Annotated in this window: 22 protein-coding genes; all 22 read left to right on the top strand. The window is 43.7% G+C overall.

From position 1 onward, the window contains the following. On the top strand, nucleotides 1-1,017 hold the full coding sequence (gene fliG, locus MHI51_RS19065) for a flagellar motor switch protein FliG (protein ID WP_036688550.1): 1,017 nt from the start codon (nucleotides 1-3) through the stop codon (nucleotides 1,015-1,017). Then, nucleotides 1,010-1,858: a FliH/SctL family protein gene (locus MHI51_RS19060; RefSeq protein ID WP_036688548.1), complete on the top strand. Its 849-nt coding sequence runs from the start codon at nucleotides 1,010-1,012 to the stop codon at nucleotides 1,856-1,858. The genes fliG and MHI51_RS19060 overlap by 8 nt, the downstream gene beginning before the upstream one ends. Then, on the top strand, nucleotides 1,851-3,164 hold the full coding sequence (gene fliI, locus MHI51_RS19055; RefSeq protein ID WP_405174066.1) for a flagellar protein export ATPase FliI: 1,314 nt from the start codon (nucleotides 1,851-1,853) through the stop codon (nucleotides 3,162-3,164). The genes MHI51_RS19060 and fliI overlap by 8 nt, the downstream gene beginning before the upstream one ends. A 9-nt stretch (nucleotides 3,165-3,173) precedes the next feature. After that, nucleotides 3,174-3,617, top strand: a complete 444-nt coding sequence (gene fliJ, locus MHI51_RS19050) for a flagellar export protein FliJ (protein WP_036688544.1) — start codon at nucleotides 3,174-3,176, stop codon at nucleotides 3,615-3,617. Nucleotides 3,618-3,656: 39 nt separating this feature from the next. Further along, on the top strand, nucleotides 3,657-4,574 hold the full coding sequence (locus MHI51_RS19045) for a MotE family protein (RefSeq protein WP_076220696.1): 918 nt from the start codon (nucleotides 3,657-3,659) through the stop codon (nucleotides 4,572-4,574). Between the two features lie 24 nt (nucleotides 4,575-4,598). Continuing rightward, entirely contained in the window at nucleotides 4,599-6,080 is a 1,482-nt protein-coding gene (locus tag MHI51_RS19040) for a flagellar hook-length control protein FliK (RefSeq protein WP_076220695.1), read from the top strand. A gap of 33 nt (nucleotides 6,081-6,113) precedes the next feature. Beyond that, a complete protein-coding gene (locus MHI51_RS19035; RefSeq protein WP_076276202.1) occupies nucleotides 6,114-6,611 on the top strand; it encodes a flagellar hook capping FlgD N-terminal domain-containing protein in 498 nt (165 codons plus the stop codon). Continuing rightward, on the top strand, nucleotides 6,608-6,991 hold the full coding sequence (locus MHI51_RS19030) for a TIGR02530 family flagellar biosynthesis protein (RefSeq protein ID WP_076221004.1): 384 nt from the start codon (nucleotides 6,608-6,610) through the stop codon (nucleotides 6,989-6,991). The genes MHI51_RS19035 and MHI51_RS19030 overlap by 4 nt, the downstream gene beginning before the upstream one ends. Before the next feature lie 104 nt (nucleotides 6,992-7,095). Next, nucleotides 7,096-7,914: a flagellar basal body rod protein FlgG gene (gene flgG / locus MHI51_RS19025; RefSeq protein ID WP_076221002.1), complete on the top strand. Its 819-nt coding sequence runs from the start codon at nucleotides 7,096-7,098 to the stop codon at nucleotides 7,912-7,914. An 89-nt stretch (nucleotides 7,915-8,003) separates the two neighbouring features. Continuing rightward, nucleotides 8,004-8,228 (top strand): flagellar FlbD family protein, encoded by a 225-nt coding sequence (locus MHI51_RS19020; RefSeq protein WP_036688535.1) that lies wholly within the window; start codon nucleotides 8,004-8,006, stop codon nucleotides 8,226-8,228. Then, on the top strand, nucleotides 8,225-8,692 hold the full coding sequence (locus MHI51_RS19015) for a flagellar basal body-associated FliL family protein (protein ID WP_076100380.1): 468 nt from the start codon (nucleotides 8,225-8,227) through the stop codon (nucleotides 8,690-8,692). Before MHI51_RS19020 ends, MHI51_RS19015 begins: the two co-directional genes overlap by 4 nt. 39 nt (nucleotides 8,693-8,731) lie before the next feature. Further along, the gene (gene fliM, locus MHI51_RS19010; protein WP_036688529.1) at nucleotides 8,732-9,730 is read left to right on the top strand and encodes a flagellar motor switch protein FliM; all 999 of its coding nucleotides are present in this window, start codon (nucleotides 8,732-8,734) and stop codon (nucleotides 9,728-9,730) included. Beyond that, a complete protein-coding gene (gene fliY, locus MHI51_RS19005; protein ID WP_341004290.1) occupies nucleotides 9,720-11,024 on the top strand; it encodes a flagellar motor switch phosphatase FliY in 1,305 nt (434 codons plus the stop codon). The genes fliM and fliY overlap by 11 nt, the downstream gene beginning before the upstream one ends. A gap of 26 nt (nucleotides 11,025-11,050) precedes the next feature. Beyond that, nucleotides 11,051-11,416: a response regulator gene (locus MHI51_RS19000; protein WP_076127811.1), complete on the top strand. Its 366-nt coding sequence runs from the start codon at nucleotides 11,051-11,053 to the stop codon at nucleotides 11,414-11,416. 9 nt (nucleotides 11,417-11,425) lie between these two features. Beyond that, nucleotides 11,426-11,950, top strand: a complete 525-nt coding sequence (locus MHI51_RS18995; RefSeq protein ID WP_076127813.1) for a flagellar biosynthetic protein FliO — start codon at nucleotides 11,426-11,428, stop codon at nucleotides 11,948-11,950. Further along, nucleotides 11,947-12,708, top strand: a complete 762-nt coding sequence (gene fliP, locus MHI51_RS18990) for a flagellar type III secretion system pore protein FliP (RefSeq protein ID WP_076220247.1) — start codon at nucleotides 11,947-11,949, stop codon at nucleotides 12,706-12,708. Before MHI51_RS18995 ends, fliP begins: the two co-directional genes overlap by 4 nt. 21 nt (nucleotides 12,709-12,729) lie before the next feature. Beyond that, nucleotides 12,730-12,999 (top strand): flagellar biosynthesis protein FliQ, encoded by a 270-nt coding sequence (fliQ, locus tag MHI51_RS18985; protein WP_076220246.1) that lies wholly within the window; start codon nucleotides 12,730-12,732, stop codon nucleotides 12,997-12,999. 9 nt (nucleotides 13,000-13,008) lie between these two features. Then, nucleotides 13,009-13,794: a flagellar biosynthetic protein FliR gene (fliR, locus tag MHI51_RS18980; protein WP_076276204.1), complete on the top strand. Its 786-nt coding sequence runs from the start codon at nucleotides 13,009-13,011 to the stop codon at nucleotides 13,792-13,794. Between the two features lie 22 nt (nucleotides 13,795-13,816). Next, complete coding sequence (flhB, locus tag MHI51_RS18975; RefSeq protein WP_076220244.1) at nucleotides 13,817-14,917, top strand: flagellar biosynthesis protein FlhB; 1,101 nt, start codon at nucleotides 13,817-13,819, stop codon at nucleotides 14,915-14,917. Nucleotides 14,918-14,935: 18 nt separating this feature from the next. Then, nucleotides 14,936-16,969, top strand: coding sequence for a flagellar biosynthesis protein FlhA (gene flhA / locus MHI51_RS18970; protein WP_036688509.1), 2,034 nt, complete (start codon nucleotides 14,936-14,938; stop codon nucleotides 16,967-16,969). Continuing rightward, entirely contained in the window at nucleotides 16,966-18,351 is a 1,386-nt protein-coding gene (gene flhF / locus MHI51_RS18965) for a flagellar biosynthesis protein FlhF (RefSeq protein ID WP_076276205.1), read from the top strand. The genes flhA and flhF overlap by 4 nt, the downstream gene beginning before the upstream one ends. Next, nucleotides 18,348-19,229 (top strand): MinD/ParA family protein, encoded by an 882-nt coding sequence (locus MHI51_RS18960; protein WP_076276206.1) that lies wholly within the window; start codon nucleotides 18,348-18,350, stop codon nucleotides 19,227-19,229. The genes flhF and MHI51_RS18960 overlap by 4 nt, the downstream gene beginning before the upstream one ends. Nucleotides 19,230-19,243 lie beyond the last annotated feature (14 nt).

Genomic DNA, 19,243 nt, shown 5'->3' with positions numbered 1-19,243 from the left:
ATGGCAAAGGCTAGCCAGCAGGGACTTAGTGGCCGTCAAAAAGCTGCGATCCTGCTTATCACACTAGGGCCCGAGGTATCGGCGCAAATTTTCAAACATTTAAGAGACGAGGAGATTGAACAGCTGACTCTTGAAATTGCTAATGTTCGCAAAGTGGACAGCGGTGAAAAAGAGTCGATCATGTCTGAATTCCATCAGATATGCCTCGCCCAGGAATATATATCACAAGGCGGTATTAACTACGCTAAAGAAATTCTGGAGAAAGCGCTTGGGTCAACAAAAGCAATGGAGGTCATTAATCGTCTGACTGCAACATTGCAAGTAAGACCTTTTGATTTTGCACGAAAAGCGGATCCTAATCAGATTCTCAACTTTATCCAGAATGAAAATGTACAGACTATTGCACTTGTATTGTCTTATCTGCAATTTGAACAAGCTGCTGCAATCCTTTCCTCACTTCCTCAAGAGAAGCAGGCAGAGGTGGCGAGAAGAATTGCTGTGATGGACAGTACCTCTCCAGAGGTAATTACGCAAATTGAACGTGTGCTGGAGCAGAAGCTTTCCGCTACAGTAACCCAGGATTATACAAATGCTGGTGGTATCGAATCAATTGTACAAATCTTGAATGGGGTTGACCGGGGGACAGAACGTACGATTCTGGATTCTCTTGAAATTCAAGATCCAGAGCTTGCCGAAGAGATCAAAAAACGGATGTTCGTATTCGAAGATATTGTTAATGTGGACAATCGTTCAATACAGCGCATTGTTCGTGATATCGATAATGCGGATTTACAGCTTGCACTCAAGGTTGCCAGCGAAGAAGTACGGGATGTTATTTTCAGAAATATGTCCAAGCGTATGGCAGAAACGTTCCGAGAAGAAATGGAATACATGGGTCCTGTGCGGCTGCGTGATGTTGAAGAAGCACAGACTCGTATTGTAGGCACGATCCGCAGACTCGAAGAGTCTGGTGAAATTATCATCGCTCGTGGCGGAGGAGATGACATCATTGTCTAAGCTGATCAAACACTCCCAGTATGTTCCGGTTGATGTCTTTAAGAGACTGGAACAGGCCCGGCAATATGCGGGCCTAACTGAGGAGCCCGTTCCCGAGGAGACTTTAAGCGAGACTGACTATCATGATCCCGCACGTGAAGAGGCAGAAGAGACGCGTAAGCAAATGCTTAAGGACGCTCAGGATTTTGCTGAAGAGCAGGTTCGGAATGCATCTCTTGAAGCGGAACAGATTGTAGAGTCCTCGAAAGCGGAGGCTGAAGAGTGGTGGAAACAACGGCGTGAGCAGGATGAACATCTGATCGAAGCTATCAAAGCTGAAGCTCATCAGCAAGGTTATGAGGAAGGTGTTTCTCAGGCTGAGGAAGAGATGAAGCATAAGATCGCAGAGATGATGGAAGAAGCGCGTGCTGTTTTGACTGAGGCGTATAAAGCAAGAGAAGTGATTATTCAGGAAGCGGAGCCTTTTTTAGTAGAGTTAAGCTGTGATATTGCAGAGAAAATTGTGGACAAGCAGTTAACGGTAGAACCACAATTCGCAATGGACTTAATTCGCAAAAATCTGGCTCGTAAGCGAGAACAGGGTTTGATCTCACTTTGTGTATCCCCAGCGCAGTTCGCTTTTGTGAATGCTGCTCGGGAAGAATTATCACTAGCTGTTGATTCACAGGCTGAACTGCAAATCTTGCCCGACTCAACGGTAAAAGACCAAGGATGTGTTATCCGCTCTTCCTTTGGCAGCATTGATGCTCGAATCGACACTCAGCTCGCAGAGATCAAGAAAGAGCTGGTAAGAATTGCGCTGGACACCGATGAGCAGAGAAATGGGGAAGACGATGCTTAATAGCAACCGTTATAAGGAGCAACTTCGTAATCTCGATCCGGTGAGGATCAATGGGAAAGTGACGCAGGTAATCGGTCTAATGGTTGAATCGGAAGGTCCTGACGCAAGTATAGGTGATGTATGCTACATCTACCCTTCTAAAGGAAACAAACCGCTGCAAGCTGAGGTCGTTGGTTTCCGTGATAACAAGGTACTATTGATGCCACTTGGTGAACTGCAGGCGATTGGACCTGGTTGTGATGTAGTGGGCACTGGTAAGCCGCTTAGCGTGCAAGTAGGTTCTGAATTGTTAGGAAAAGTACTGGATGGTCTGGGGCAGCCGCTTGATGGCTCTCTCATTCCAGCACGAATGCCACATAGCTCTACCTTTAATATTCCTTCCAATCCACTTAATAGACCGCGGGTGCAGGAACCCATCAGTATTGGTGTGAGAGCGATTGATGGTTTGCTAACGATTGGCAAGGGACAGCGGGTCGGTATTTTTGCTGGCTCGGGGGTCGGCAAGAGTACTTTGATGGGGATGATTGCCCGGAATACATCGGCCGATGTAAATGTTATTGCTCTGATTGGTGAGCGTGGCAGAGAAGTATTGGATTTCATCGAACGTGATTTAGGACCAGAGGGCTTGCAGCGATCCGTAGTAATTGTTGCTACCTCTGACCAACCTGCATTGATTCGCATAAAAGGTGCTCTTATCGCTACAACGATTGCCGAGTATTTTCGCGATCGTGGCCTTAATGTAATGCTGATGATGGATTCGGTCACCCGTTATGCCATGGCCCAACGTGAAGTTGGACTTGCAGTTGGAGAACCGCCAGCCATGCGGGGATATACACCTTCGGTGTTTGCCAGCTTACCCAAACTGCTGGAACGCGCCGGTACAGGTCCTACAGGCTCTATAACAGCCTTCTATACGGTACTGGTTGATGGTGATGACATGAACGAGCCAATCGCAGATGCAGTCAGAGGAATACTTGACGGACATATTGTACTCAATCGAAATATTGCTAACAAAGGACACTTTCCAGCAATAGATGTTCTTTCCAGCATAAGTCGAGTAATGAAGGATATTGCTCCAGAAGAACAGATTGCAGCAGCGGAGAATGTGAAACGCCTTACGGCCGTTTATAAGGATTCAGAGGATTTGATTAATATTGGAGCTTATCAAAGAGGCTCTAATGCTCAAATTGACGAGTCGATGGAATTTATCGACAGTATATGGGATTTCACCAAACAAAAGGTGAATGAAAAAGTTACGCTGGCTGAAGTTCAACAGTCTTTAATTTCACAGTTCTCAAGGAGTTGATTCGGTATTATGAGGTTTCATTATACTTTTCAAAAAGTCGTTGACTTGAAGGGCAATGAGAAGACACAGGCAGAATGGATGCTCTCAAGCGCGCTTGGAGAATTGCAGGCACAGGAAAGAAGCCTGGATGAACTCATCTTTCAGCGGAGTGCTATCATGCTATCCTTACAAAATGCCGCAGAGCAAAAGACACCTATGATTAAGATTCGTGAAATGCAGGAGTATGTGGAATATCTGGATAAATGCATTGCCCGTAAGCATACGGACATTAGCCGTGCACATCAAGAAGTCCAGAAGAAACAAGATCAGTTAAGCACTAAGGTTTTAGATGAAAAAGTATGGTTGAAGGCAAAAGACAAGGCTGAGACACTGTTTCAGCAAAGTATGATTTTACGGGAACAAAACGAACTGGATGAGATGGCAACCGTCCGCTTCGCGATGAAATCCCTCTAACCCGGGAGGTTTCCGCTAGTGGCTAATATTGATAATGATATGGAACTTGAAAATGAAGGGTCAGCGGGGAAATTTGAGCGGTTCTTATTCTTAATGATACCGATTATCTTCACGCTAGTACTGCTTGGAGTACTGTTGACGCTTTTTAATATGGACATTCGTAATAATGTGCTTGAAGTTGCGAATAAAATTCCTATCCTGGAAAAATGGGTTCCTGATCCGCCTGCGGATCCTTCTAAACCGAAGGAAGAAAGCAAAAAGCAGGAAGTGAGCTCAGCGACAACGATTAAGGAGCTTAAAGCTCAGCTCGCCCAGCAGGAAGAAAACCTGAAGAAGGTTACAGAAGAAAAAACAGCCCAGGATACCAAGGTTCAGGCGCTAGAGTCACAGATTGAGGGAATGAAGAAGGAAGCTGAAACCGCAGAAGCAAGCACAGAAGAAACTGAAGATCCTTATCAGAAACAGGTTTCTGATTTGGCTAAGCTGTATGCGGGCATGAAAGCTTCGAAGGCTGCACCGATCATGGAGAATTTAACTACAGAAGAAATGGTACAGATCTTCAGTGTCATGAATAAAGCGAGTAAAACTGCGATTTTGGAAAAAATGGATCCGCAAAAGGCTGCAGATGTAACAATTAAGTTAAAAGAAACCACATCTTCGAGTGACATGGCGATCGCAGCCCTTCAATCTAGATTGAAGAAAGATGCCGGCACAACAGCAACAGCAACAACCAGTAAGAATTTGGATAAGGAAAAGTTGAATCAGACCTTCAGCTCAATGACTCCTGCTAATGCAGCATCGTTACTAGGAGAAATGTACAAGATTAGCCCTGATAAGGTCGTGACGATTATGAATACCGTAAGTGATAGTGTTCGTTCATCTATTTTGGGAGAAATGACTAAAAATGATAGCGCGCAAACTGCGAAAATTGTTAATCGTCTGATGGGTGCTAAATAGATAGGGAAAGGAGGTGAAAAATAAATGAGTTTAGTCGTTCAATCGCTTGTGAGTGCAAACGCAACTGCAGTAAACGGGAGTTCATCGACTACAACGGGCACAACAACGACGGGTGCACCATTTGCTCAAACCCTGGTACAAACCATGGGAGGCAATGCCAACACCCCGTCGACTCCAGCTGAACCCCTATTGGGAAATCTAGCTTTTTTGCTGCAAGGCCTTTTAAAGGAAGTGCAGCCGACTGGAGAAGAGCAAGCAGGGCAAGACACTCAGAAGGGTGAGCTCCTTGAAAAACTTGCTGCTGATGTTGAGAAGCTGGATGAAAGTATCAGTAGTGATCCAGCTCTGTTGGTAGCCTTGCAAGCTTGGATTCTTCAGGTATCTGCACTTCTATCTGGAAGCCATGCTCCAGAGAATGGTACTACTACAACGGAAGCAGAAGTGGCTGGAAGCTTGTCACCATTGGCACAGAATGCTGATACATTAAGATTTGCAGTTCAAGATGACTTGCAAAGTTTAGTTTCTATGATTCAAGAAGCTGCAGTAAGTGGCAATGAGGAAGTTGCAACTAAGGGAATCAGTTTATTGAATAATTTCACAGGGCTTTTAGAAGAGTCCTCCTCTAACACTAATAAGGGGAAGGGAAAGACCAGCAATGTGAGTATTAATTCTGATTCTTCCTTACAACAGCCCGTTATTACTGAAAGCAAAAATAACCCAACGGATAAAACAATTCAGAATGTGAGCAGTCGTTCCGGAGAAGCTGTTGTAGTGAAAAATGATACGGTTGTAAGCTCGCCTGTGACATCAGGAACTGTGCAAGAAGCTGAAGCAGAGACTGCGAACACACCGTTAATCAAGACAGGCGTAACCGGGGAAACGAAGACAACAGAATCTGCTCAAGATTCCCCGCTAGGAATTACAGCTAACGAAGGGGATCATGAGGTTGTTACTGCGGGGCAGTTATCTCTGCGCGGAGGAATTACAGCACCGCTGAAGGCTGAAGTGCCAACAGCACCTGTTCCGGTTCAGCAATTTGCTCAGGAAATGACAGGTTTCATTACGGGTAAATTAGAGATTGTGCAAAAAGGTGGTATCGCTGAAGCGACTATATCCCTTTTTCCAGAAAATCTCGGACAAGTTGATGTTAAGATCACCATGCAAAATGGTCATTTAGTTGCCCAGTTCATGACTGAACATTCCGGCGCTAAAGACATGCTGGAACAACAAATGAACCAGCTTCGTGCTGCATTGCAATCTCAAGGTCTTCAAGTGGAGAAGCTGGAAGTTACGCAAAATAATACCCCTCTTAATTCGCAATGGGGGCAGGAAGGACGCCAACCTAATTCCGGAAGTGGACAGCAGGGTAGACGCTCCAAAGAAAGCAGAGAGGAAGCCAGTGATGCTGTTCTAGCCGCAGAGCTGAATGGTGAATGGAAGGACTGGGTTTCAAATGCGGGACAAGAAGATCAGTCCCAAGGTGGATCTTTTTCTGCTAAGGCTTAACTTTAATAACAAAGGAAAGAGAGGTGAGTGGTTATGGCGACAACAGTTCCGGTCTCTACTAAAGATCAGTGGAATTATACAACTCCCGACTCTAGTGCACGCACAACGGGTAATTCTACTTTAGGTAAGGATCAGTTTTTGAAAATTTTGATTACTCAGCTGCAAAATCAAGATCCGATGCAACCGATGGAAGATAAAGAATTTATTGCGCAAATGGCCCAGTTTACATCCGTGGAGCAATTGATGAATATCTCAACTCAGCTTACGGCTATGAATCAGTCCCTTGGATCTGTATCCGGGTTGATCGGTAAAGATATTACATGGACAGACGCCGCCACAAAGCTGCCTAAAACAGGTAATGTTGAATCTATCGTTGTTAGCAATGGTATTCAATATGCGGTTGTGGGGAAAGACAGAATTGCTTTAACCGATATTACACAAATTCAGAATGCCGCAGCAACGCCAGAAGGCGGTTCTGGTACAGATAGTAATACTCCGGAGAATAGCGGAGGAAGCGGGGCGACCATATGAGTGACAGGCTTACTATAGGCCAACTGTATCCTGCGTCCCTGCATTCCTCAACGTTACAACGATCTTCGCTGCCTAAGCAGTCTGTGGCGGGGGAAGCTTCTTTTGAGAGTCTACTGCAACAGAAACTATTAAAATTCAGCAATCATGCTGCTAAGCGCCTAGAACAAAGAGGGATAGAGCTTGGAAGCGGCCAGCTGGATCAAATTTCATCTGCTGTGGATAAAGCAGCTGCTAAGGGAAGTAAAGAATCCTTGATATTAATGAAGGATTTGGCTTTTATCGTTAGCGTTCCTAATCGCACAGTAGTTACTGCTATGGATGGTAACTCGATCAAAGATAATGTATTTACACAAATCGATAGTGCAATAGTGATTTCATAATAGGCTGGTCCTAACGGAAAGCCGAGGCGGCCGCTGACCGACTGACGCGGTCCCAATTCACTTGGAAAGTTATTAGGACTCTATAATCTGGGAGGACATTAAACATGTTAAGATCAATGTATTCAGGGGTTTCAGGAATGAGAGGCTTTCAAACTAAGCTTGATGTAATCGGTAATAATATTGCTAACGTAAACACTATCGGGTTTAAATCCGGACGTGTTATGTTCAAAGATATTATGAGCCAAACTGTTTCTGGTGTTACAGCACCGGGTGAGGATGGTCAAGGTGGGGTGAATGCTAAACAAATAGGGCTAGGAGTTAGTATTGCATCTGTTGATACTCTTCACTTAGCTGGTAGTGCTCAAACTACTAATAACCCGACAGATTTACGTATCGATGGGGATGGATTTTTTCTAGTTAAGCTTACTGAGGATCAGGAGACTGCATTTTTGACCCGCGCTGGAGATTTCCACATTGACGCTGCGCGTAATCTGGTTACCGCTGACGGACTCCATGTTTTAGATTCCGAAGGTGGGCTCATTCAATTAGGAGACGATGTAACGGCGTTTTCTATTTCTAATGATGGAACGATTGTACAGACCTTGGCAGATGGAACAACTGGAGCCGGAGTGAAGATTGGTGTAGCTAAGGTTACTAACCCATCTGGTCTGGAGAAAATCGGAGGCAATCTATACCGTATGACACTTAATGCGAATGCAGAAGGCGAACTAGTTCCGACTACAGCAAATAATACAGAAGATGGAACCGGAGCAATCATCTCTGGACAGCTGGAAATGTCCAATGTAGATCTTACCAGTGAATTTACAGAAATGATCGTATCACAGCGTGGATTCCAGGCGAACTCACGTATCATTACAACTTCTGATGAAGTGCTGCAGGAAGTAGTAAACCTGAAGCGTTAATTTAATCAATAATTTCTAAATTTTCTTAAATGGTTCATGCGGAGTCGTGGGGGAGTTACTCCTCCCCCTATTTTGTTAGGAGGCCTGTTATGATATCGGTAACGAGATTAAATGGAACACCGATGTGGATCAATGCCCTACTGGTCGAAATGGTAGAAGAAAGCCCGGATACATATATTACGCTCGTAACTGGAAAAAGACTAATCGTTCTCGAAAAAGCCGATGAGGTTATTACGAAGATCCGGGATTATAACAGGGACATAGGCACATATGCTGCCACCATTAAAATCCAGTCAATGGAGGAGCTAACATGAAAAAGATGATGCCGTGGCTTATCACGATATTACTAGCGATTACTCTGATCGTGGTCGCCGCATTTTTACTAATGGACAGGATCTTTCCGAAAGATACGAACGAGGTAAGTGCTGCTGTTCAAAATGTGGAAACAAAACATTTAACTGCAGATGAAATCGTCGAATTGACGGCAGAGATCATTGATATCAAAACAAATCTTGCTGATCCCGATTTTATCCTTCAAGTAGATTTCGCCTTCCAACTAAGTTCTGCGAAATCAAAGGAAGAATTCGAAAAAATAAAAGAGATCAAAATCAAACCAATAATTATCAAGACGCTTGCAGATACCAAACCTGAGGACCTTAATGGAGCGAATGGAAAAGATCAGCTTAGCAGTAAGCTTATTAATCTGATCAATAAGACATTGACTGAGGGCCAAATTACTCAGATCGAAATCACCAAATTCCTTTTGGCTTCTGTGTAGCTTTATTCCTGATAATTCTTTGATGGGGGGGTGATTGAATTGGTTGATGTACTATCACAAAACGAAATTGATGCTCTACTTGCTGCACTTTCTTCAGGTGAGATGGACGCCGATGAACTTAAAAAGGAAGAAACTCAGAAGAAAATCCGCTCTTATGACTTTAAACGGGCTGTCCGCTTTTCCAAAGATCATATCCGCAGTCTTACACGGATACATGACAATTTCGCCCGTTATCTTACAACGTATTTTTCAGCCCAATTGCGCACCTTCGTTCAGATTAATGTCGTTCAAGTAGAGCAGCTCCCTTATGATGAATTTATTCGCTCCATACCGAAAATGACGATATTGAACATTTTTGAAGCAGAACCTTTAGAGGGCCGCATGGTAATGGAAGTTCATCCTAACATTGCTTTTGCTATGCTGGACAGGTTGCTTGGAGGCTTTGGAACTGCACCTTCTAAGATTAATGCTCTTACTGAGATCGAAACAACAATTATGGAGCGTATCTTTAGTAGATGTTTTGAGAGTCTGCAGGAGGCTTGGAAAACGGTGCTGGATATTCATCCGCGGATGGAAGCTCTCGAGACGAACCCGCAGTTCATGCAGATTGTATCGCCCAATGAGACCATTGCATTAATCTCTCTAAGTACCAAAATTGGAGATACAACGGGCATGATCAATCTTTGTATACCGCATGTCGTTCTAGAGCCTATCATGTCCAGACTTTCTGTTCATCAATGGTTTGTGACAGAGAAGAAGACACGGGATGAAGATGAGCTTCTAGCCATTAGAGCTAGAGTTCATAAAGCGAAGCTGCCGATTGTTGCTGAACTTGGAGAATCGAGCTTATCCATATCTGAATTCTTAGGGCTTAGTGTCGGTGATGTGATTTCTCTCAACAGAAACGTAGATTCTGGACTGTCGATTAAGGTAGGGGAGAAGCTTAAGTTCATCGGAAGTCCCGGAATGGTTAAAGATCGGGTAGCCGTGCAAATAGACGAAATTGTCAATGAAGGAGTTGAAGAATTTGACGAGTAAAGATTATTTATCCCAAGAAGAAATCGACGCCCTTCTGAGACAATCTGCGGAGGGCTCATTAGCTCCTACGGAGAAAACGGTAGATGACTATTTAACACCGTTTGAACAGGACGCTTTGGGCGAAATTGGTAATATAACGTTTGGCAGTGCAGCAACAGCACTTTCCACTTTACTAGGGAAAAAAGTAGATATTACAACCCCTCAAGTTTCGATCATTACACGCGGGGAGTTTGAAATTGCTTTTCCTAAACCGCATGTAGCTGTTCACGTTCAATATGTGGATGGGTTTCAAGGCATTAACTCACTAGTTATTAAGATTAGGGATGCGCAGGTCATTGCCGATTTGATGCTTGGCGGTGCTGGCGAACCTCAGGATGAAGAGTTGAACGAAATTCATATTAGCGCTGTGCAAGAAGCTATGAATCAAATGATGGGTTCTTCTGCTACATCGATGTCTACGATTTTTAATCGTTTTGTTAATATCTCGCCTCCGGGTATCGACATTTTGAATATGTCCAGCGGAGAAGGAGTGGGCAGTCTGCCAGACGATGAGACCTTAATTCGTATTTCGTTCCGGCTTAAAATTGGTGATTTGATAGATTCTACTATTATGCAGCTCTTGCCTGTTCAGTTCGCAAAAGATATGGTATCCATGCTTCTTGGTGATGTTAGTCCTGCAGAGGAGGAGGCAGCGGTCACAATGGCTGAAACACCTGCCGTGACTAATTCTGCTGAGACACCACCTCCAGCACCTCCGGTGCAACAGGCGCCCTCACAGCCCGCAGGAGGAACGCAACCACCATATCCACCGCAGGGTATGCCACCGTATCCAGGGATGCCAGAAGGCGGGTATTATTATCCTCCAGCGGGTATGCCAGCATACGGAATGCCTGGGATGCCACCATACGGTATGCCACCGCAAGGGATGCCATATGGACAGACACCACCGCTTAATTCTGAGGCAAATCGCAATGTAAATGTACAGCCTGTGCAATTTGCAAATCTGAATGGTGGGGCCTTTGGTCATATTGATGAAAATAATTTAAATTTATTGATGGACATACCGCTTAGAGTAACCGTAGAATTAGGAAGGACCCAGAAGCAGATCAAAGATATTTTAGAAATGTCACAAGGCTCAATTATTGAGCTGGACAAGCTCGCAGGTGAGCCTGTAGATATTTTGGTTAACAACAAGCTTATTGCCAAAGGTGAAGTCGTTGTTATCGACGAAAACTTTGGCGTACGCGTTACGGATATCGTCAGCCAGTGGGACCGAATTCAGAAATTACAATAAGCATACTTAGGGAGGATTTTGTAAAAATGGCTAACCGAATTCTAATCGTGGACGATGCAGCATTTATGAGAATGATGATCCGTGACATTTTGTCGAAAAACGGATTTGAAGTAGTGGGCGAAGCTCAGGACGGTTCTCAAGCGATAGAAAAATTCAAGGAACTGCGTCCGGACCTCATCACGATGGATATTACTATGCCTGAGATGGACGGAATCGCCGCCCTGAAAGAAATCAAAAAAGTAGATCCGGCTGCAAAGGTTATTATGTGTTCAGCCATGGGCCAGCAGGCTATGGTTATCGATGCAATCCAAGCAGGAGCTAAAGACTTTATTGTGAAGCCTTTCCAAGCTGACCGGGTTATCGAAGCTATTAACAAAACGTTGGGCGCGTAGGATAAAGTCATGTTATATTCCGAAGCGTTCGGAAGCAGTAACACCCTGCTGAATTTGTTTAAAGTTATTATTGTCCTGGCGATAATCATTGTACTTATAGTGGTACTAATTCGTTTTCTTGGACGACGTAATCAGACCTTTATGAGCAACCGTTCCATAAGAACGCTTGGTGCAATTGGGCTTGGACCTAATAAGTCGATGCAGGTTATCGAACTGGGAAGCAGTCTTTACTTAATCGGGATTGGTGAGAATATATCCATTTTGGATAAAGTCACCGATCCGGATGAGGTAGCATTGATCATTGCGGCATTTGAGGATCAGTCCTCTAACCAGAATAATTTCCTCGCACCGCTTATTGCCAAGGTTAAGGTAAAGCTGCGTGGGGAGGTTCCATCTCAGGAAATTGAACTTAGTGAAACATCATCTTTTTACGAGACTCTGCAATCCAAGCTTCGTTCTGCACCAGAGCGTAAAGAGAAAATGGAAGAGCTGCTTCGGGATGATGTTACTAAGGATGAGTCGAGGAATATATGAAAAAGAAGCTAATTCTTGCTATTCTGCTGTTCGGTATTATCAGTGTGGTTATGATGACGCCGATACATGCTGATCCTATACCTAATGTTAATATTCAGGTCGGTAATGAAGGTTCAAGCAGTGGTACCAGTTCCATATCAATTCTTCTTCTTGTTACGGTTCTGAGTATTGCTCCGGCGTTTCTGGTTCTTATGACTAGCTTTACTAGAATTGTAATCGTATTAGGTTTTGTGAGAACATCGCTGGGTACTCAGAATATGCCTCCGAACCAGGTGCTGGTAGGACTTGCTCTGTTTCTGACCCTGTTCATTATGTCACCAACGCTGGCCACTGTGAATGAAAACGCGTTGCAGCCGTATATGAAGGGGACAATCACCCAGACCGAAGCTTTTGATAAAGCTGCTGATCCGATGAAAGAATTTATGTTTAAACAGACGAACACCAAAGATCTTCTGTTATTTATGAAATACACCGGTTATACCGGATCTACTAAACCGGCTACATACAGTGATATTCCACTGACGGTGATGGTGCCAGCTTTCGCAATTGGTGAATTGAAAAAAGCTTTTACAATGGGCTTCTTAATTTTCATACCATTCCTGATTATTGATATTGTTGTGGCGAGCACGCTGATGGCCATGGGGATGATGATGCTTCCCCCGGTTATGATTTCATTACCTTTTAAAATAATGCTCTTTGTACTGGTAGACGGCTGGTACTTAGTCATTAAATCATTACTTCTTAGTTTTAACACCTGACCTAAAGAGGAGGCATGAGGGATGAGTACGGAGTTTATAATCGGGCTAGCAAGCCAAGCCGTATATTTAGTGCTGGAAGTCAGCGCACCCATGCTGATTCTTGGTCTGGTGGTAGGACTAATAATCAGTATTTTTCAGGCTACGACACAGATTCAGGAACAGACGCTAGCGTTTGTTCCCAAAATCGTCGCAGTGCTACTGGCTTTATTGCTATTTGGTCCGTGGATCGTCACGAAGCTGATTGACTTTACAAGCCAAATTTTGGGTAATCTCTATATGTATATTGGTTAAAGAATGAACATGGAGACCCTACTGCAAAGTTTACCCGTCTTTTTGCTTATTTTTTGTCGAATAACCGCTTTTTTTGTTGTCGTTCCTGTGTTCTCTTCACAAGGGGTCCCGACAACCTTTAAGATTGGCATTTCTTTTTTTGTAGCATTGGTTGTCTTTAGCGCTAATGGAACAGGACTTACAATCCCGCAGGATTTCAGTTATATTTTGCTGATTGCCAGAGAGATATTAATAGGTTTATTGCTAGGTTTCATTGGATATTTGATGTTTATGGCGATTCAGACAGCAGGTTCGTTTATAGATATTCAGATTGGCTTCGGTATTGCTAATGTCATTGATCCTATGACTGGAACATCTGCACCTGTTATCGGTAATTTCAAATATATGATTGCCCTGCTAATGTTTCTGAGCATGAATGGTCATCACCATCTGCTAGATGCTATTGTGTACAGTTATAAATGGGTTCCTATGAATAATGATTTATTTCTAGGCATGATTGACGGTAGTTTATCAGAGTTTCTGGTTCGAACATTTGTGCAGTCCTTTGTACTCGCTTTTCAAATGTCGGCTCCTTTAGTAACTGCGCTGTTTCTGACTGATGTTGGCCTTGCTTTCTTGGCGAGAACGGCTCCGCAATATAATGTATTTGTTATTGGGGTTCCGCTCAAAATCATTATAGGTCTTGCACTGCTTTTAGTGCTCATGCCTGGTCTGGCTGTGCTGTTTCAGAATCTCTTCGATATCATGTTCGAATCCATGGAGAATTTATTGAGTCTCATGGGGAAGAGTCCGTAGGTGACCGTAAGGGGAGCGTATTATGCCTAAGACGAAGCGGTATAGACTGGATCTTCAACAATTCGCCGGTGAAAAGACGGAAAAAGCAACCCCGAAGAAACGGCAAGATGCTCGTAAGAAGGGTCAAGTAGCCAAAAGTGCTGAGCTATCCGGTGCAGTTGTATTGTTATCAGCAATAGTTAGCTTGATGATGTTTGGTGGTTTTATGAAAGAACGTTTCATGAAGCTATATATGGACGTATTTCAGAATCAAATGACGATGGAGGTTACTCCTGAGAATATAACGCTGCTATTTAATCAATATGGACTACAAATACTGATTTTGCTAGCTCCATTACTTGGAATAGTTTTTGTTATGGCGCTTGTAAGCAATTTGGCGCAGGTGGGCTTTATGACCACGGGAGAGGGGATCACCCCTAAATTCAGCAAGATTAATCCGATAAAAGGGTTCAAAAATATTTTCTCCATGCGTTCGTTTGTCGAGTTCCTGAAATCCATATTTAAGCTTCTAATTATCGCTTATCTGGTATATAGCACTTTATGGGGAGAAAAGAAAAACTTTGCATCCCTGTCGCATATCAGTGCGGAGGGGATTTTTAAATTTGCGGCCAAGCTTACGATGAGTCTTGGTTTGAAAATCGGGGCTGCCCTGTTGGTTATGGCTTTTCTAGACTACATGTATCAGAAGTACGAGCATGAAAAAAGTCTGAAGATGTCCAAGCAGGATATTAAGGATGAATACAAAAAAATGGAGGGTGACCCTCTAATTAAAGGTAAGATCAGGGAACGCCAACGTAGAATGGCCATGCAGCGTATGATGCAGGAAGTTCCAAATGCGGATGTAATCATTACGAATCCTACGCACTTTGCTGTTGCGCTTAAATATGACGGTACCAAGATGGAAGCGCCGCAGATTATAGCAAAAGGGCAGGATTATGTAGCACTTCGCATCCGGGAGCTGGCTAAAGAGCACGGCGTCGTGACTATGGAAAACAAACCGCTGGCACGGGCGTTATTCCAAAGAACAGAGATTGGAGATGTCGTTCCAAATGATCTGTTCCAGGCTGTGGCTGAAGTGCTGGCATATGTATATAAGCTTAAAGGTAAAGGTAAGAGGAGATAAGGCGGGGGGGTTAGGACATTGAAAGCTAAAGATTTAACAGTTTTGCTAGGCATCATCGGGATCGTGCTTATGATGATTCTGCCTATCCCGTCCTGGTTATTGGACGTTTTGCTTGTTATTAATATCTCAATCGCATTAATTATCATTTTGGTTGCTATGAATACGAAAAATGCGCTCGAATTTTCAATTTTTCCTTCACTGCTCCTAGTAACCACACTGTTTCGTCTGTCACTTAACATCTCGACTACAAAACTGATCCTGACTTACGGAGATGCCGGTTCAGTGGTATCTACTTTCGGTAGCTGGATCGCTGGCGGACAAATTGCTGTTGGATTTATCGTGTTTCTGATTTTGGTAGTAGTGCAGTTTATTGTTATTACCAAAGGTTCAGAGCGCGTAGCTGAGGTAGGCGCTAGATTTACCTTGGATGCGATGCCCGGTAAGCAAATGAGTATTGATGCCGATCTTAACGCAGGCATGATTAACGAAACCCAGGCACGTGAGCGTCGGCGTAACGTAGAACGCGAAGCGGATTTTTTCGGAGCCATGGACGGTGCGAGTAAATTCGTTAAAGGAGACGCGATTGCGAGTATTATCATCTTGCTGATCAACCTCATCGGTGGTTTTATCATCGGTATGATGGTTCACGGGATGGACTTTGCTACTGCGTTATCCACTTATTCTGTATTGACAATCGGGGATGGTCTCGTGAGTCAAATTCCAGCTTTGCTGATTTCGACAGCGGCCGGCTTAATTGTTACTAGAGCTTCTTCGGAAGGTAATCTGGCAGAAGAACTGACAGGACAGTTGTTGTCCTATCCGAAATTGTTGTATATTGTCGCAGTTACCGTAGCTTTTCTTGGACTCTTTACACCCATACATATGATTACAACGCTCCCATTGGCCGGATTGCTGGCTTTTGCAGCCTACCGTATGGGACAAAATTTAAATAAGAAACAGATTGCCGAAGAGCAACTTGTTGAAGAGAAGCAGATTGAAGAGGTACGAAGTCCGGAAAGTGTCATTAATTTGCTGTCGGTTGATCCCATTGAATTCGAGTTTGGTTATGGTCTAATTCCTTTGGCGGATACAGGTCAGGGAGGCGATCTGCTAGATCGTATCATCATGATTCGACGGCAATGTGCCCTAGAAATGGGTCTTGTAGTACCTGTTATTCGTATTCGCGACAATATTCAACTAAAACCGAATGAATATGTCATAAAAATTAAAGGAAATACAGTCGGTGGTGGTGAATTATTACTTAATCATTACCTTGCAATGAGTCCAGGATATGATGATGAATCCATAAACGGTATTGAGACCATTGAACCATCCTTTGGGCTTCCAGCATTATGGATTGATGAATCGGTTAAAGAGCGGGCTGAATTGTCCGGCTATACTGTAGTAGACCCTCCATCTGTTGTCGCAACACATCTGACGGAGTTAATCAAACGTCATGGACATGAGCTGATAGGGAGACAAGAAACTAAGATGTTGGTGGACAATCTTAGGGATAATTATCCAGTGCTCGTCGACGATCTTATTCCTTCCGTATTGGCGATTGGGGATGTGCAGAAGGTTCTTGCTAAGCTGCTTCGTGAAAAAATATCGATCAGAGATTTGGTTACGATTTTTGAGACTTTGGCGGATTATGGGACATACACCAAGGATCCGGATATTCTCACTGAATATGTTCGTCAGTCCTTGTCTAGACAGATTACTCAGCAATTCTCACAAGTAGGAGAAACGCTGAAAGTCATCACGGTTGGACCTAATCTTGAAAAGAAAATTTCCGAGAGTGTGCAGCAATCTGAACAGGGAAGTTATTTGGCCCTAGATCCAACTTCGACACAAACGATCTATCAGCGGTTAAGTGAACAGATCAATCGATTGCTGCAGACAGGGCAACAGCCAATAGTGCTCACATCACCAACCATTCGTATGTATTTGCGGCAGGTGATTGAACGAACGATGCAGGACATTCCTGTACTGTCTTATAGCGAGCTAGAGCCTAACATTGAAATACAAAGCGTCGGAGTGGTGAATTTATGAGAGTAAAGCGTTACGTGGTCGATTCGATGCCTGACGCCATGCTTTCCATTCGCAACGAGCTTGGGAGCGAGGCCGTCATTTTAAGTACAAAGGAAATCAAAATCGGCGGATTTTTAGGATTATTTAAGAAGAAAAAAATAGAAGTTGTAGCAGCAGTAGAAAAGGCAGAGAAGAATAATGTTCCAAAAAAGCCGGCTGCGCCAGCGATGAACATTCCACGGAGTGCAGTACCACAGGCTTATCAAAAAGCGTCATCTGCTTCAACTACATCTTCTATACCTTCCGTACCTTCTGTTTCATTAGAAAAGCCAGAAGAGTCACGGACGTTTGCGGAGATTGCCGCAGCCTTATCAGAAGCTATTAATGTACAAGAATCGACAGCCAAGCAGGCAGAGCCAGAATCTGAGCAGAAACTTCCTGAATTAAATCTGGATGATGAACCTTCTGTATCAGCGTTGTATGAATCATTAGGATTAGAACAATCTTCACAGGTTGCCACCGGTCTCGAAAATGATGTTCTTCGTGAGATTAGAGATATGAAGCTCTGGATGGAGCGAATTGCCAGACACTCTTCAGGTGGAAGAGAATTGCCAGACAGTCTGCAGGAGTTACGGGATCTTTTGTTAGAGCAGGAAATGGATGCTGTGCTTGTTGAGGAATGGATCAGTAACATCTCGGAACGGTGGGTAGATGAAGGGCGTACATGGGGACCAGAGAAATTTATGGGGTCTCTTAAAGAACAGATTGACGGTTTCCTGACGGGGCGAATTGCTGATGGAATTGCCCGGGATACTCAAATTGTATATATTGCCGGACCTACTGGAGTTGGAAAGACCACAACCATAGCTAAGCTTGCGGCAGAACAGCTATTTAAGCACGGACGCAAGGTAGGGTTTATCACCTCAGATACGTATAGAATCTCAGCTGTTGAACAGTTGCGAACCTATGCTGCTATCCTCAATGTCCCACTGGAGGTTGTCCAATCGCCAGGAGATTTGCAAAGAGCACTCTTTCGCTTGGAGAGTTGTGATCTAGTATTAATGGATACAGCTGGCCGAAATTATCGCAATGATATGCTAGTAGCAGAATTGCAAAGCTTGCTTGCGAAGGAATTGAGAAGTGAAACCTATCTTGTGCTTAGCCTGACCTCCAAAAGCCGAGATATGAAACTTATTGCAGAGCATTTCGGCAGATATAGACTGGACAAGGTTATTTTCACAAAGCTGGATGAGACGGGGAGTTACGGCCCGCTCTTTAATGTCCTGAATGACTTCCCACTTACCTTGTCTTATATGACCGATGGTCAAAATGTACCTGATGATCTGCTTATGGCTACCAAAGGACAGCTTAGTGAGTTGCTTCTTGGAACAGGTGAAACATGATGGATCAGGCACAATCCTTAAGACAGCTTGTATCCAGTCAGGATTCTAAAGTAGCTGTAAGAGGGGGATCATCCGCCAGGATCATTACGGTGTGTAGTGGTAAAGGGGGCGTTGGTAAGTCGAATTTTACACTTAACTTCGCTCTAACTTTAAAAGCTATGGGCAAACGGGTTTTGCTGTTCGATGCAGATATCGGCATGGCTAATATAGATGTGTTGATGGGCGTATCGGCGAGATATAATCTATATCATTTGTTAAAAAGAGAAGCGGATATCGAGCAGATTATTCAATACGGTCCGAATTCGCTCCCTTTTATAGCAGGTGGCTCTGGAATGGATGAGCTATTTACTCTTTCAGAGTCTGATCTTGATTATTTCACAAATCAGATAGCACTTATCGCGGACAGCATGGATTATATTTTGTTCGATACAGGTGCTGGATTATCTAAGGAAACGATGAAGTTTATAACTTCTGCCGACGATTGCTTAGTCGTTACTACACCAGAACCAACAGCTATCACAGATGCATACGCATTAATGAAGGTTGTGAATCGTTCCTATCCTGAGACTTCCTTTAAATTGATTGTGAACCAGGCAGGTGATGAAAGGGAAGCCATAGCGACAAGCGACAAGATCCGAATGGCCGCCAGTCGTTTTTTGCAATTAGATATTTCTTATCTTGGTCATATAAGCTCAGATGCCCATGTAGTGCAGGCTGTCAAAAGGCAAACGCCTTTCACATTGGCTTTTCCAAACAGTATTGCTGCAAAAGATATACATCGGCTTGCCCTAAGTTATTTGACCATTGATTCTAAAAAGACCACAAAAGTCCAAGGGATTAAAGGCTTTATCCATAAATGGTTAAAGCGAAGTAAATAGTTGTTCTGAATTTG

Origin of the sequence: Paenibacillus sp. FSL H8-0260, from assembly GCF_045040625.1 — a bacterium.
Taxonomy (GTDB): domain Bacteria; phylum Bacillota; class Bacilli; order Paenibacillales; family Paenibacillaceae; genus Paenibacillus_AQ; species Paenibacillus_AQ odorifer.
Note: the sequence above shows the minus strand (reverse complement) of the source record. Positions and strands in the feature narration are given on the sequence as shown.